General features: G+C 64.3%; 10 protein-coding genes. 3 read left to right on the top strand and 7 right to left on the bottom strand.

Annotation, left to right across the window (positions count from 1 at the left end):
* Positions 1 to 62 precede the first annotated feature (62 nt).
* Both shc and QY049_RS08685 read left to right on the top strand, forming a co-directional pair.
* A complete protein-coding gene (gene shc / locus QY049_RS08690; protein WP_301269244.1) occupies positions 63 to 2,015 on the top strand; it encodes a squalene--hopene cyclase in 1,953 nt (650 codons plus the stop codon).
* Entirely contained in the window at positions 2,012 to 2,761 is a 750-nt protein-coding gene (locus QY049_RS08685) for a phosphorylase (RefSeq protein WP_258762470.1), read from the top strand. The genes shc and QY049_RS08685 overlap by 4 nt, the downstream gene beginning before the upstream one ends.
* Positions 2,762 to 2,902: 141 nt before the next feature.
* Here the strand turns inward: QY049_RS08685 and QY049_RS08680 are convergent, their stop codons facing one another.
* From QY049_RS08680 to ispH, 6 genes are all read right to left on the bottom strand, one after another.
* Complete coding sequence (locus tag QY049_RS08680) at positions 2,903 to 4,441, bottom strand: efflux transporter outer membrane subunit (protein WP_258762469.1); 1,539 nt, start codon at positions 4,439 to 4,441, stop codon at positions 2,903 to 2,905.
* 6 nt (positions 4,442 to 4,447) lie between these two features.
* Positions 4,448 to 7,552, bottom strand: a complete 3,105-nt coding sequence (locus QY049_RS08675; RefSeq protein WP_258762468.1) for an efflux RND transporter permease subunit — start codon at positions 7,550 to 7,552, stop codon at positions 4,448 to 4,450.
* On the bottom strand, positions 7,545 to 8,771 hold the full coding sequence (locus tag QY049_RS08670) for an efflux RND transporter periplasmic adaptor subunit (protein WP_258762467.1): 1,227 nt from the start codon (positions 8,769 to 8,771) through the stop codon (positions 7,545 to 7,547). The genes QY049_RS08675 and QY049_RS08670 overlap by 8 nt, the downstream gene beginning before the upstream one ends.
* Before the next feature lie 123 nt (positions 8,772 to 8,894).
* Positions 8,895 to 9,254: a hypothetical protein gene (locus tag QY049_RS08665; RefSeq protein WP_258762466.1), complete on the bottom strand. Its 360-nt coding sequence runs from the start codon at positions 9,252 to 9,254 to the stop codon at positions 8,895 to 8,897.
* Between the two features lie 331 nt (positions 9,255 to 9,585).
* On the bottom strand, positions 9,586 to 10,746 hold the full coding sequence (hpnH, locus tag QY049_RS08660; protein WP_258762465.1) for an adenosyl-hopene transferase HpnH: 1,161 nt from the start codon (positions 10,744 to 10,746) through the stop codon (positions 9,586 to 9,588).
* A 35-nt stretch (positions 10,747 to 10,781) separates the two neighbouring features.
* Positions 10,782 to 11,708 (bottom strand): 4-hydroxy-3-methylbut-2-enyl diphosphate reductase, encoded by a 927-nt coding sequence (ispH, locus tag QY049_RS08655; RefSeq protein WP_258767009.1) that lies wholly within the window; start codon positions 11,706 to 11,708, stop codon positions 10,782 to 10,784.
* A 462-nt stretch (positions 11,709 to 12,170) separates the two neighbouring features.
* Here ispH and QY049_RS08650 point away from each other — a divergent pair, with 462 nt between their 5' ends.
* Positions 12,171 to 14,759, top strand: a complete 2,589-nt coding sequence (locus QY049_RS08650; protein WP_258762464.1) for an MMPL family transporter — start codon at positions 12,171 to 12,173, stop codon at positions 14,757 to 14,759.
* Here QY049_RS08650 and QY049_RS08645 read toward each other — a convergent pair.
* Positions 14,727 to 15,359, bottom strand: a complete 633-nt coding sequence (locus QY049_RS08645) for a DUF2147 domain-containing protein (RefSeq protein ID WP_258762463.1) — start codon at positions 15,357 to 15,359, stop codon at positions 14,727 to 14,729. The two genes, QY049_RS08650 and QY049_RS08645, sit on opposite strands and share 33 nt — an antisense overlap.
* Positions 15,360 to 15,490: the final 131 nt, after the last annotated feature.

Below are 15,490 nucleotides of genomic sequence, written 5' to 3'. Positions count from 1 at the left end.
AGCGGCCCCGACGGGCAATGTGCCGGTCATCTTCAATTCGACATCAGGAGCAATCGAGCGACATGGATTCCGTGAACCCGACCAGCGGCGAAGCTTTGGAATCGAGCATTGCGTCGGCCACGCAGGGCGTGCTCGCCTTCCAGCAGCCCGACGGCCATTGGGTTTTCGAGCTCGAGGCCGACTGCACCATTCCGGCCGAATACATCCTGCTGCGCCATTACCTCGCCGAGCCCGTCGACGTGGCGCTCGAGGCCAAGATCGGCAACTATCTGCGCCGCGTCCAGGGTGCCCATGGCGGCTGGCCGCTGGTGCATGACGGCGAGTTCGACATGAGCGCCAGCGTGAAGGCCTATTTCGCGCTGAAGATGATCGGCGATTCCGTGGACGCGCCGCACATGGTGCGCGCGCGCGAGGCGATCCACGCCCGTGGCGGTGCGATCAACAGCAACGTCTTCACCCGCTTCCTGCTCGCGACCTTCGGCGTGGTGACCTGGCGCGCGGTGCCGGTGCTGCCGATCGAGATCGTGCTGCTGCCGTTCTGGTCGCCGTTCCACCTCAACAAGATCTCCTACTGGGCGCGCACCACGATGGTGCCGCTGATGGTGATCGCCGCGCTGAAGCCGCGCGCGAGGAATCCGAAAGGTGTCGGTATCGACGAGCTGTTCCTGCAGGATCCGCGCTCGATCGGCATGACCGCCAAGGCGCCGCACCAGAGCATGGCCTGGTTCGTGCTGTTCCGCGCGCTCGACGGCATCTTGCGCGTGGTCGAGCCGATGTTTCCGAGACGCCTGCGCAAGCGCGCGATCGATGCCGCGCTCGCCTTCACCGAAGAGCGGCTCAACGGCGAGGACGGCATGGGCGCGATCTATCCGCCCATGGCCAACATCGTCATGATGTATGACGCGCTCGGCAAGGACGAGACCTTCCCGCCGCGCGCGATCACGCGCCGGGGCATCGACAAGCTGCTCGTGATCAAGGGCGACGAGGCCTATTGCCAGCCCTGCGTCTCGCCGGTGTGGGACACCACGCTGACCGCCCACGCGCTGCTGGAAGCCGGCGGCGACAAGGCCGTGCCTGCGGCGAGGCAAGGCCTCGACTGGTTGATCCCGCGGCAAGAGCTCGAGGTGAAGGGCGACTGGGCGGTGAAGCGGCCCGACGTGCGTCCGGGCGGCTGGGCGTTCCAGTACAACAATGCGCATTACCCCGATCTGGACGACACCGCCGTCGTGGTGATGTCGATGGACCGCATGCGCCGGGAGCATGGTGCGACCGGCTACGATGCCGCGATCGACCGCGGCCGCGAGTGGATCGAGGGCATGCAGAGCGACGACGGCGGCTGGGCGGCCTTCGACGTCAACAACCTCGAATATTACCTGAACAACATCCCGTTTTCGGACCACGGCGCGCTGCTCGATCCGCCGACCGAGGACGTCACCGCGCGCTGCATCTCGATGCTGGCCCAGCTCGGCGAGACCGAGAAGACCAGCAAGCACGTCGCCGACGGGGTGGCCTACCTCCGGAAGACCCAGCACCCCGAGGGGTCCTGGTACGGCCGCTGGGGCATGAACTTCATCTATGGAACCTGGTCGGTGCTCTGCGCCCTCAACATGGCCGGCGTCGACCGCAACGACCCCATGATGCGCAAGGCTGCCGATTGGCTGGCCTCGATCCAGAACAAGGACGGCGGCTGGGGCGAGGACGCGGTCAGCTACCGGCTCGACTACCGGGGATGGGAGGCCGCGCCCTCGACCGCCTCGCAAACGGCATGGGCCTTGCTTGCCCTGATGGCTGCTGGCGAGGTTGATCACCCGGCCGTCGCCCGCGGGGTGGAGTACCTGATTGCAACACAGAACGAAAAAGGACTGTGGGACGAGCAGCGTTACACCGCCACAGGCTTCCCCCGCGTGTTCTATCTACGTTATCATGGTTACCCAACGTTCTTCCCGTTGTGGGCACTGGCGCGGTATCGGAACTTGCGGAACACCAACAGCAGGGTGGTAGGGGTCGGGATGTGACTTTGGGGATGGGGGACTATATTACCGCGGGCAATGCCATTGATCCGCGGCCGATCCTGATCGTGACTGGACTGGTGCAGGAAGCCCGCATTGCGGCCGGCCCCGGCATGGCCGTGATCTGCTCGTCCAGCAGCCCGACCCAATTGCGGGCGCTTCTGACGGTGGTGGATCCCCAGACGATTCGCGGCGTGATCTCGTTCGGCGTGGCAGGCGGGCTCGACCCGAGCTTGCGCTCCGGCGACGTCGTGGTGGCAACCGAGGTGCTCTCGGGCGATGCCCGCTGGGGCGCCGGCCTGTCGCTCAGCGACGACCTCATCGACAAGCTGACCTCCGGCCGCCGCCGCGTCGTGCGCGGCTCCCTGGCCGGCGCCGAGGAAGTGGTCACGGGCTCGTCTTGCAAGGCGGCGCTGCATTCGGAGACCGGCGCCTTCGCCGTCGACATGGAGAGCCACATCGCGGCCGCCTATGCTGCCGAGGTTGGGCTGCCGTTCGCCGCGGTCCGCGTCATCAGCGATCCCGCCCATCGCGCACTGCCGGCAATCGCCCGCGCCGCGATCAAGCCGAACGGCCAAATCGACCTCGCCGCCGTCCTGCGCGGCATCGTGCGCAATCCGGCAACGCTCCACGCGCTGGTCTCGACCGGCATCGACTTCAACCGCGCGCTGCGCTCGCTTCGTGGCTGCCGCGATTTTCTGATCGGGACGGAGCTCGTGGACAGCGAGGCGCTGGTGGCGGAGACGATCTGAGCTCTTCAACCTGGCAAAACACAAGGCCCGGTCGCGGATGCGATCGGGCCTTTTTGTTTGGGGGTCTTAGCGTGACGTCGTAGACAGGCCTCAATGCTTCGATGGGTATCGATCGGATCGAACGGCGACCCAAGTGCGTCGCTACTGCAGCATGTCCGAGATCGTTAGCGGTCGCTCCGGCTCGACGTCCGATCTGTTCCACCAGCCGCCGCCCAGCGCCTGGAAAAGCGCAACCGTGTCGGCGTAGCGCGCCGCGCGCGCCTGCACGAGGCTCACCAGCGCCTGCTGATAGGTCTGTTGCGCGTTGAGCAGCGAGATGTAGTTGATATCGCCGAGCTCCAGGCGGTGCCTTGAGATTTCGAGGCTTTTGGCCGCCGCCTTCTCGGAAGCCGCAGCTTTTTGCAGAGCGACCGCGTCGGCCTGGATTGCGCGCAAGCTGTCGGCGACATTCTGGAACGCGGTGATCACCGTCGAGCGATACTGCGCATCGGCCTGGTCAAAGGTTGCTTTCGCCGCGAGCTCGCGATGCAGCAGCGCGCCGCCATGGAAGATCGGCTGGGTGGCGGCACCGGCGATACTCCAGAAATTGTTGCCCGGCGTAAACATCTGATCGACCGCAATTGCGGTGCTGCCGGCGCCTGCGCTTAATGTGATGTTCGGCAGCCGGTTGGCTATGGCGACGCCGATCTGCGCGCTCGCGGCATGAAGGTTGGCTTCCGCCGCGCGAATGTCGGGGCGCTGCTCGACCAGACGCGACGGCAGACTGACCGGCAAGTCGCGCGGCAGCCGCAGTCCCGACAGCACGAATTGCTCCGATAGAGCTTGACTCGGAAAGCCCCCGATCAACGCGGCGATGAGGTTACGCTGTTGCGCGAGCTGCTTGCGCAACGGTGGTAGCGCCTGCTCGGACTGCGCCAATGCAGCTTCCTGCGCCACCACATCGGCGTCGGCAACGGCGCCGAGGCCACGCTGCTTGCGCAGCAGGTCACGAATGTCGGTCTCGATCTTGATGATGCTTTGCGTCGCCGCGATCTGGCCACGCAGCGAGGCTTCCTGCACCGCAGCTCCAGCCAGATTCGAGGTCAGCGTGAGGTATGTCGCCTCCAGCGCAAAGCGTTGCGAGTCCGCCTGCGCCGCAAGCGCCTCGATCGAACGGCGCGTGCCGCCGAACACGTCGGGGGAGTAGGAGACATTGAGCTGAGTGGTGAAAAGATTGAAGGTGGACGCGCCGGCGCCAACGTCGGACGGGCTGCCGATCGCCGGTAATTGTCTGATGGCGCCGGCGTTGGCGTCGACCGCCGGAAACAGCGCGCCCTGCTGGGCGTAAACGTTTTCTCGGGCAACGCGGAGCGCCGCCTGCGCCGCCTGGAGGTCGGCATTGGCGGCCAGCGCCCTCTCGACGAGTGCGTTCAGCGCGCGGGAATGAAACAGCGTCCACCATTGGCCCGACAGGTCGCGCGCCGAATCGAACCGCTGCGCCGTTCCGGAACTCGTACTCGCCGCGGTGGTGCCCTTGAGCGGCTCTGGCGTGTAGCCGGTCACATCAGGCGGCGGAGGCGTGACAAAGTCGGGCCCGACGGCGCAGCCGGCGAGCAGCAGTACAAGAACCAGCGCGGAGACCGCAGCGCTCGAACCGCGCCGCGCCCGATACTTCCGGATGAGTGGGCGCCCACGCGTCATGAATCCTCAACTCTCACCGAAGGCGGCGTGGCTTGCGATTGCGGCGGCGCGGCGTTCGGCGCGGCGCTCGATCGCGAAATACAGTGTCGGAATGATGAACAGCGTCAGCAGGGTCGCCGGAACGAGGCCGCCGGCAACCACGGTGGCGAGGCTGCGCTGCACGTCACTGCCGACGCCAGTGGCGAGCGCCGCCGGCAGCATGCCGGCGGTCGCGACCGCGGCCGTCATCAGCACCGGCCGCAATCGCTCGCTCGCGCCGGTCACAACCGCATCCGCCAGGGACAGCCCCTGCTCGCGCAGGCGATTGAGGTTCGCGACCATGATGACGCCATTCATGACTGCGACCCCGAACAGCGCGATGAAGCCGACACCGGAGGCGACGTTCAGCGTCGTGCCGGTGAGATGCAGGGCCAAAAGCCCACCGAGCGTCGCCAGCGGCACCACGCCGATTACCAGCAACACCTGTCGCAACACTCCAAACTCGGCATAGAGCAGCACCATCATGGCGCCGAGCACCATGCCGAGGATCAGGCGAAAATGCGCTTCGGCGCGCTGCTCGCCCTCGAACTGACCGCCCCAGACGATGCGGTATTTCGACCGGTCGAACGACACCTTCTGATCGATGGTGCGGCCGAGCTCCTTCACCAGCGCGACGGGATCGCGGTCGCTGTAGTTGAATTTCACCAAAAGATAACGCTGGTCCATCTCGCGATTGATCATGCTCTCGCCGGTCTGGAAGCCGATGTCGGCAATCTGCGACAGCGGAATGAGCGCGCCATCGCTGGAGGTCAGCACGAGGCTCTTGATCGCCTCGGGACTTTCGCGCGCATCCGGGCTGAAGCGAACGCTGACGTCGTAGTGCCGTTCTCCAATGAAGACTTGAGTGACCGCGCCGCCGCCGATGCCGGTCGAGATCAGGTTAGCGACGTCGCCGACATTGATGCCGAAACGCGCCGCAACTTCCCTGTTCACCTTGATCGAGATCTGCGGCAGCGGCGTGTACTGATCGATCGAAGCGTCGCTGACGCCGGGCGTACGATTCAGAACGCCGATGATGTCCTTGCCGATCCGCTTCAGCTCGCCGAAATCGTCGCCGAAGACTTTCACGGCGAGCGAGGAGTGCGGGTCGAACACCTTGTCCAGCACGCTGTCGATGATTGGCTGGCTGACCGCAATTTCGAAGCCGGGCTCCTGGTCGAGCCGCGCCTTGATGCGGCGAACCAGCTTGGCTTTGGTCTCGCCGGCCGGCCAGCTTCTGTAATCCCGCAGGCCGATCGCAGCCTCCATATGCGACGGCGTCCACGGATCGGTGCCGTCGTCATTGCGGCCGATATGGCTGACGATGTATGCGACCTCGGGGAAACCGTTCACGATGCGGCGGAGGTCGGCAACCATATCGGTTGCCTTGCGCAGGGAGATGCCGGGCGGCAGCTCGGCGTGCAGCCACAGCGCGCCCTCGTCGAGCTCCGGCAAAAATTCGCGCCACACGGTGGCCCCGAGGATGACGATTGCTGCGGCCGCGGCGGCGCTGAGCGCGTAAACGATCCGCGGACGCGTCAACGAGCCCTGCAACGCGCCGCGATAGCGCTGCTCGAGCCGCTGCAAGAACATGTTGTGGAACAGGCGGCGTGGCCGGCGCCACGCGACATAGGCAAGGCCGGGCGCGACCAGCAACGCGAATGCCAGCGCACCGAACTGGGCGTAGCCGACCGCGTAAGCCAGCGGATAAAACAGCTTTGCCTCGATCCGCTGCAACGCGAATAGCGGCAAATAGGTGGTGATGATCACCGCGGTGGCAAAGAAGATCGGCCGCGCCACCTGCCGCGCGGCGTCGCGCACGTCGGCCTCGCTGAGCGACTGCTCCGGCCGCGCCTCCCGGCGGCGCAAGATCGCTTCCACCATCACGATCGAGCCGTCCACGATGATGCCGAAGTCAATCGCCCCGAGCGACAGCAGGTTCGCCGAGATGCCTGTGTGGCGCATCAGAATGAACGCGACGACCATCGCAAACGGAATGGTGGTGCCGACAATCAAGGCGCTACGCGGGCTGCCGAGAAACAGGATCAGGATTACCAGCACCAGCGCGATGCCGGTCACAACCGTCGTCGTAACCTTCTCGACGGTGGCGTTGACCAGGTCCGAGCGATCGAGATAAGGCACGATCTGCACGCCATCGCCTTTCAGTCGCGCATTGAGCTCCTCGATCTTCGCGTGGACGCCTTGCAGCACGCGCGACGGGTTTTCGCCACGCAGCAGCAGCACGGTGCCTTCGACGACATCGTTGACGCCGTCCTTGCCGACGATGCCGTGGCGTTCCTGGTTAGCGAGCTTCAGCTTTCCGAGATCGCGCACGAAGATCGGCGTGCCGTTGTGCTGGGCGACGACGATGTTGCCGAGATCGTCCAGGGTCTGCACCAGGCCGATGCCACGAATGACATAGCCGAGCTCGCCGCGGTTCAGCACGCTGCCGCCGGCGCTGGCGCTGTTGGCCGAGATCGCGTCGGTGACATTCTTGAGCGACACGTTGAAGCGGACGAGCTGTTGCGGGTCGAGCTCGAGCTGGAATTGCGTGGTGACGCCGCCGAAGTTCGAAACGTCTGCGACCCCCGGCACCTGCTTGATAGCGGGGATCACGGTCCACTGCTCGATCTCGGATAGCTCCCGCAGGTTCTTGGTGTCGGACTGAAGGATGTAATAGAGGATCTGGCCCGTCGGCGACGACAGCGGATCGAGACCCGGGGTCAATCCGGACGGCAAGGTCGCGTCCTGGATCCGCTCCATGATCCGTTGCCGTGACCAATAGTCTTCTATGCCATCGCGAAACACCAGCGTGATCAGCGACAATCCGAATGTCGAGCGCGAACGCATCATGGCAAGCCCTGGGGTACCATTGAGCTCGCGCTCGAGCGGAATAGTGACCTGCTGCTCGACCTCCTCGGCGGCAAGACCCGTCGCCTGGGTCACCACCTGCGAGGCGGTGTCGGCAACGTCGGGATAGGCTTCGACCGGCAACTGGGTCCAGCAGTAGGCGCCGTAGATCGCAACGATGATGCAGATCATCGCGACGACAAGACGCTTCTCGAGCGCCAGCGTGACCAGCCGGTCAATCACCGAGCAGCACTCCTCCTTTGACCACGATGCGGTCGCCAGGCTTGATGCCTTTCGCAATGAACGCCTGCTCACCCTGCTGGAACGCGATATCGACGGTGCGCGGTTCGAATTGCCACGGGGAGGTCTCGACATAGACCTGCGTCAGGTCGTCCTTCAGCAAGAGCGCGCTGGTCGGCGCGGTCGCGAGCGTCCGGCTGCCGGCGTGGAATGTTGCGGTCGCAAACATTCCCGGTCGCAGCCGGCCGTCGGCGTTGTCGAAGGCGATGCGAACCTTGGTGCGCCGGGTGTCAGCGTCGAGCACGTCGCTGACGAACAGCACGTTGCCGTGCCTGATTTCGTCGGGGTAAGCGACGAGGCGGACGTCGACCGGCTGGCCCTTGACGATCTGTGCGATGTCCTTTTCCGGCACGCTCGCTGTGACCCAGACGCTGGAGAGATCGGAAACCGTCAGCAGGGCCTGCGTCGAGTCGTTCCAGTATTCGCCGGGCGCAACGCCGAGATCGGTCACGCTGCCGTCCATCGGCGCCACCACGGTCACGGTGCGCGACTTGTTCGGCGTCTCGGGATCGATGCCAATCTGTTTCAAGTGCGCGGTGGCGCGCTGGTCCTCGACCTCCGCGGTCGCGTAGTCGGTTTCGGCTTGCTGCAAATCCTTCTCAGCAGCACCGCCGATCTTCGACAGGCCGCGCTGGCGGTCGCGGTTCTTCTGTGCCAACGCCAGCAAGGCCTTGGCGCGATCGTAGTCCGAATAGGCCGCGGCGAGATCAGGCGAGTCGATCGAGAACAGCGGCTGGCCGGCCTTGACTTGCTCGCCGAGCGTGACTTTCAGCTGGGTGACGCGGCCGGCCAGCGGCGGCGCCACCTTGATCAGACGGGCCGGATTGACTTCGACCACGGCGGGCAGCGCAAGATCGCGAGAAACCTCGCGCGCGATGACGGATGCGATCGCGAGCTTGCTCCGCACTGGCGAACCATCGGGCACCGCGACGGCGTCACCCGAGTGAATCAGCGCGGCGGGTTTCGCGGTCGCCTCGGGACGACCGGGAGTGCCGCCGATGAAGCGATAAAGGGCGAGGCCTATCAGCAGCAGCACCACCAGCGCAGCGATGCCCTTTGTAGGCGATGGGGCGGCGGCTGCGCGATCGCGGCCGGCGGGCTCCGCTGCGCCCGGAAACGGATCTTTTGGGCCAGCGGACTTGAGATGGGAATCGACGAGCATGGGGCTGTCGTCCGAATGGAACTTGGAAAGGCACGCGCAAACGAAAGCGTTTGACGCGAAGCCGGCTCAATCGTCTTGGGAAGCGCGTTTTGACAGCAAACGCCGCAAGGCGCGGCTCCGCCTTCAGGCGGCGGGCGGGCCGCGGGCCTGGAATGACGCTGACGGCTCGGCCGCCGCGGAGAACTCAAGGGGTGGCTGCAGGACGAGGAAATCGACCGCGACCGGCAGCGGCAGCTCCGGGGCAGCCGATGGCGCCGATATGGCGCTGAGCTGGATCAGCGCACAGGTCGGACAATCGATATCCGCGAGGCCGTTATGGTCGGGACCTTGCGGCGCCGTGCTGTCCGACTGTGAGATTTGCACTGCCGAGGCCAGCGCGGTCGACGGTGCATGCACGTGGCCGAACGTCAACACGAGCTGCAGCATCAGCGCGATCAGCGCCAGACGGCCACCAAACTGCCTGTTCGTTCGGAACCAGCGCATCAACCGCCTGTGATCCCCTTAAACATTGACGCCCCCGGCGCAGGCAGGCGGCCGAGTTGGGCAGGCTTTTCAGTTCCTGTCAATCTCCGTCCCCGATTGCGCTCACGATTTGGCGCGATCCGAACCCGCGCCGCCTATGTCGCGATCCTTGCCGGTTCGCTGCCGATTTGCTCGACGCTGCAATGGCCTAACCGAATAGTTCTCATGTCGGCGAGCTCTCGCGCTTCTACTGTGCATGGGGTTGTTTTTCATCTTTGTGGAGAGCGAACAAAACGAAAGGCCCGGTCGCCATCGGCGACCGGGCCTAGTTCGTTCGTGCGGCCTCGCGCGCTTACGCCGCCGTCGAAGCCTTCCGTGCAGCCTTCGCGGCAGCGGCGTCGGCCTCGTCCTTGCGGATCTCGGAAAGCTTCTTCTGGACCTGCTCGGAGAAGATGTACTGCGCCGGGCGCTGCTTCGACATGTCGATCTCCGGCGCCATCGGGCCCGAGGTCTTGATGCCGCGGAGCGACACCCACATCGCCTTGATCGGGTTGTTGAGCGCTGCGGTCGCCGCCGTCGGCTCGTAGCCGCAATGGGCCATACAGTCGGCGCACTTCTCGTACTTGCCGGTGCCGTAGGTCTCCCAGTCGGTCGTGTCCATCAGCTCCTTGAAGGTCTTTGCGTAGCCTTCACCGAGCAGGTAGCAGGGCTTCTGCCAGCCGAAGATGTTGCGCGCGGGCATGCCCCACGGCGTGCACTCGTATTCTTGGTTGCCGGCGAGGAAGTCGAGGAACAGGCCGGAATGCATAAAGTTCCACTTCTTGCCCTTGCCCATCGCAAAGACGTCGCGGAACAGCTTCTTGGTCTTGGTGCGGTTGAGGAAGTGCTCCTGGTCCGGCGCGCGCTCATAGGCGTAGCCGGGCGACATCGAGACGCCGACGCCGAGCTCGACCGTGAGGTCCAGGAACTTCGCGATCTCCTCGGCCGGATGGCCGTCGAAGATGGTGGCGTTGACGTTGACGGTGAAGCCGCGCGCCTTCGCCGCCTTGATCGCCGAGACGGCGCGGTCGAACACGCCGACTTGCGACACCGCCTTGTCGTGATGGTCCTTGAGGCCGTCGAGATGCACCGAGAAAAACAGGTAAGGTGAGGGCTCGAACAAATCGAGCTTCTTCTCGAGCAGCAGCGCGTTGGTGCAGAGCGAGACGAACTTCTTGCGGGCGACGAGGCCGCGCACGATCTCGCCGATCTCCTTGTGGATCAGCGGCTCGCCGCCGGGAATCGCCACCATCGGCGCGCCGCACTCGTCGGCCGCGTCCCAGCACTCCTGTGCGGTCATGCGGCGGTTGAGGATCGCATCCGGATAGTCGATCTTGCCGCAGCCGACGCAGGCGAGGTTGCAGCGGAACAGCGGCTCCAGCATCAGCACGAGCGGATAGCGCTTGCGGCCAAGCATTTTCTGCTTGAGCAAATAGCCGCCGATACGCATTTCCTTGAAGAAGGGGATTGCCATTACACGTTTCTTTCTGGGCTTGAAATTCGGGTAGGTCAGCTCGCAGCCAGTTCGGCCGGAAGCCTGAATTCGATGTTTTCCTCGCGGCCCGGGAGCACCGAGACCGTCACCGGTCCGATCCGCCGCAGCGCTTCGATCACGTCATCCACCAGCACTTCGGGCGCCGAGGCGCCGGCCGTGAGGCCGACTGACCTGGCACTCTTCAACCACTCCGGATTGAGCTCGCGGCCATCGGCGATCAGATAACTCGCGACACCGGCCTCAGTGCCGATCTCGCGGAGCCGGTTCGAGTTCGAGCTATTGGCAGCGCCCACCACCAAGATCACGTCGACCAGCTTGCTCAAGTCCCTTACCGCAGATTGGCGGTTCTGTGTCGCATAGCAGATATCCCGGATGTCCGGGCCTTGAATATCTGTAAATTTGGCTTGAAGTGCCTCGATAATGCCCCTGGTATCGTCGACCGACAGGGTGGTCTGGGTGATGTAGGCCACTGGCGTATCTGCCGGCAGCGTCAGGGCCTTGGCCTGTTCGACGCTCTGGACCAGCAGAACGGGGCCTGGAACCTGGCCCATCGTGCCCTCGACCTCGGGGTGGCCGGCATGGCCGATCAGGATCAGGGTACGGCCCCTGGTGATGTAGCGCTTCCCCTGATTGTGAACTTTCGTGACCAGGGGGCAGGTGGCATTCAGCACCGGAAGGTCGCGGGCGGCGGCCTCCTCCTCGACGCTGCGGGCGACGCCATGGGCGCTGAAAACGGTCACCGCCTTCGGCGGAACTTCGGACAGCTCCTCGACGAAGATCGCGCCTTTGCTCTTGAGGCTCTCGACGACGTATTTGTTGTGCACGATCTCGTGGCGAACGTAGACGGGCGGGCCGTATTTCTCCAGCGCCCGCTCCACGATCTCGATTGCGCGCACCACGCCCGCGCAAAAGCCGCGCGGCTGCGCTAGATAAACTTCCATTGGACGCCCATCACGCAAGTTGCACCAATCCGCTTCGTTGCCCCCGGCGGCACCCCTGATAACGGCCAAAGGTGCAATATCCGCACCATTGGTGTCACAGCCACGGTAGCCGCCCACCCCATCGAGGTTCCGGCGCATGCAGGCACAGCACTTTGTGTCAAAAAGTCGGCAACAAGAAAAGGTGGGAATGCGCCGCGGTTCCGGATAGGGCCGATTTGAGGTATTATAGTGCTTCATTTCGGATGGGCAAGACGGCGACATTTGTGCTCACCCCTTCGTCACTTTACCGCCTCAACTCCCCGGCTATACCGGCCGCCCCCGCATGATTTTGCCATGGTCCTTCGCCGTTTACCTCGAACCTTGTTCCGGCGAGGACGACCTAAAACGGCAATAGGTTTCGCCAGGGAACTCCGCTAAACAGCGGGCGTTTTCGGCAGGCTGTTAACACTAGAAAGAAAAGATGTGCTGCAAAGCGTAGTCGTTGCCATCGTCAGGGCCTGTACCCGGTTTGCCTCCCTCGTCGTCGTTCTCGGGCTCCTGCTGGCGGTGGGGGCGGGTTATTACACGTCCCGGCACTTCGCCATCAACACCGACATCAATTCGCTGATTGCCCAGAATCTGGACTGGCGCCAGCGCGACCAGCAGTTCGACCGCGCCTTCGACCGCGACGCGACGATTCTCGCGGTGGTCGAGGCGAGGACGCCGGAGATGGCGACCGCAGCTTCGGACGCGCTGTTTGCCAAGCTGAAGGACAACAAGACCGAATTCCAGTCGATGCAGCAGCTCGGCACCGGCGAGTTCTTCGAGAAGAACGGCCTGCTGTTCCTGCCGACCGAGGAAGTCGGCAAGATCACCAGCCAGTTCGAATCCGCCGCGCCCCTGATCGAGATCATGGCCGGCGATCCGTCGATCCGCGGCCTCACCGGCGCCCTGGAGACCGGGCTTGCCGGCGTCAAGCGTGGCCAGGTCAAACTCGACAGCACCGAGCGGCCGTTCAACCAGATCGCGGAGACGGTCGAGACCGTGCTCAACAAGGGCAATGCGATCTTCTCCTGGCGGGAGCTCGTCAGCGACAAGCCGCTGCAGGATTCGGACAAGCGAGCCTTCATCGAGTTCAAGCCGATCCTCGACTACAACGCGCTGGAGCCCGGCAAGGGTGCGACCGACGCGATCCGCAAGGCCGCGGTCGATCTCGATTTCGCGACGAAATATCAGGCGCGGGTACGGCTGACGGGTCCGGTGCCGATCGCCAACGAGGAATATGCCACCGTCCAGGAGGGCGCTGTCGTCAACGGGGTCGGCACGGTGCTCGTCGTGCTCCTGATCCTGTGGCTTGCGCTGCATTCGGCGAAGATCATCTTCGCGGTGTTCGTCAATCTCTTCGTCGGTCTCGCGATCACGACCGCTGCGGGCCTGATGATGGTCGGCTCGCTCAATCTCCTGTCGATCGCATTCGCGGTGCTGTTCGTCGGCCTCGGCGTCGATTTCGGCATTCAGTATAGCGTCCGCTATCGCTCCGAGCGCTACAAGCACAACGACCTTTCGGGGGCGCTCGTGCTGGCGGCGAAGCGATCGGCGGTGCCGCTGTCTCTCGCGGCGATGGCGACCGCGGCGGGCTTTCTTTGCTTCCTGCCGACCGCCTACAAGGGCATCTCGGAACTCGGCCAGATTGCCGGCGTCGGCATGCTCGTGGCCTTCATCTCCTCGATCACCATCCTGCCGGCGCTCCTGAAGCTTCTGAACCCGCCCGGTGAGAAGGAGCCGGTCGGCTACGCCTTCCTGGCACCGCTCGATCATTTCCTGGAGAAGCACCGTGTGCTGGTCGTCGGCGGCACGCTGCTGCTGGCGGTCGCCGGCCTGCCGCTGCTCTACTTCATGAAGTTCGACTTCAACCCGATGAACCTGCGCAACCCGAAGGCCGAGTCGATCGCGACCTTCCTCGACCTGCGAAAGGATCCGAACACCGGCGCCAATGCGATCAACGTGATGACCACGTCTGAAGAGCAGGCCAAGCAGGTCGAAGCGAAGCTGGAAAAGGTGCCGGAGGTGTTGCGCGTGATGTCGCTCGACAGCTTCGTGCCGGAGGACCAGCAGCCCAAGCTGAAGCTGATCGCGCAGGGTGCCAAGATCCTGAATCCCGCGCTCAACCCGGATCAGGTCGATGCCGCGCCATCGGACCAAGAGAATGTCGAATCGCTGAAGTCCTCGGTCGACAATCTGCGCCGCACCGCAGGCGATGCGAAGGGGCCGGGTGCGGTCGCCTCGCGCCGCCTTGCCGACGCGCTGGAGAAGCTTGCCAATTCGGATGAAGCGACCCGCAACAAGGCGCAGGACGTGTTCGTGACGCCGATGAAGATCGTGTTCGATCAGCTCAGGAACGCGATGCAGGCCGAGCCGGTCACGCTGAAGTCACTGCCGCCGGATCTCGTCAGCGCCTGGAGGAGCAAGGACGGAATCATCCGCGTCGAGGCTCAGCCGAAGGGCGATCCCAACGACAACGATACGCTGCGCAAGTTTGCGGCAGCCGTGCTCGAGGCCGAGCCGACCGCGATCGGCGGTCCGGTTTCGATCCTGAAATCCGGCGACACCGTGGTAAATGCATTCATTCATGCCGGCATCTATGCGTTGCTGGTGATCGGCCTGTTGCTGTGGATCACGCTGCGCCGCATCGTCGACGTGCTGATGACTCTGGTGCCGCTCCTCGTTGCGGGCGCGGTGACGCTCGAAATCTGCGTGTTGATCGGCCTGCCGCTCAACTTCGCCAACATCGTCGCGTTCCCGCTGCTGCTCGGCGTCGGTGTCGCGTTCAAGATCTATTACGTCGTGGCGTGGCGCTCCGGCAGGACAAACCTGCTTCAGACCAGCCTGACGCGGGCGATCTTCTTCAGCGCGCTGACGACGGCGACCGCGTTCGGCAGCCTGTGGCTGTCGAGCCATCCCGGCACGTCCAGCATGGGCAAGTTGCTCGCACTCTCGCTGGTGACGACGCTTGCCGCAGTGCTGTTGTTCCAGCCGGCCCTAATGGGCAAACCCCGCAATCTCAGGGAGTAGACAGATGTCGCCGACGGGATCGGCGGCACCTTTCTGACCGGGTTTGGCCGCGGCGGCGCTTTTCGAAGCTGCCGTCGTCGGCGCTGGTGCTGCGACACCGTGTGCCGGCGCGGTCTTGGGCGCAGCACCTGTCGTTTTGGGCGCACTCTTGGCCATGGCGTTGGCAGTGCTCGGGGGGATCGGCGGACCGACGCGGGTCCAGGTCTCTCCGCCGCACAGGAAGCCCAGCACGCAGCCCTTGATCTCGAGTTGGTCGGTGCCGACAGGCGTGATGGTCGCACTATACATCTGACCATCCTTCGCGTTGTAGACCTGACCTTCCCACTGCTCGGCGCCGGCGGTCTTCTTCATGTTGATCAGGGTCGCCATGCCCAGTGTCGGCCTGTTCTTTTTTGAGACATCCGGGTTGTTCTCGTCGCGCCCTCCGGGCTGTTTTTCCCAGGAAACCGCGCCCCACATGCTGCCATTGCATTGGGCGACGCGAATGTTGGCAACGCCATCGGCGACCCGCCAGTCGCCGGTGGGATCGGCGGCGAGCGCCGGTGTCAGGCCGGCGTAACTGCCTGCCAGTATTATTCCGGTGTAAAGGGCCAAACGCATGAGTGTTCCTTGGCAGTGCAACATGGTCTAAAGCTGTGCTTGCGAAGATGGTCCGAAAAAGGGCAAAAGGCCGCACAGACCCTTTTCCGTTTGCTGACCGTTTTCAGTTGACGAAGCGGCCCTCAACCGAA

It is taken from the genome of Bradyrhizobium sp. WYCCWR 13022, from assembly GCF_030435535.1.
GTDB lineage: Bacteria > Pseudomonadota > Alphaproteobacteria > Rhizobiales > Xanthobacteraceae > Bradyrhizobium.
This window is presented reverse-complemented; position numbering and strand designations above follow the sequence as displayed.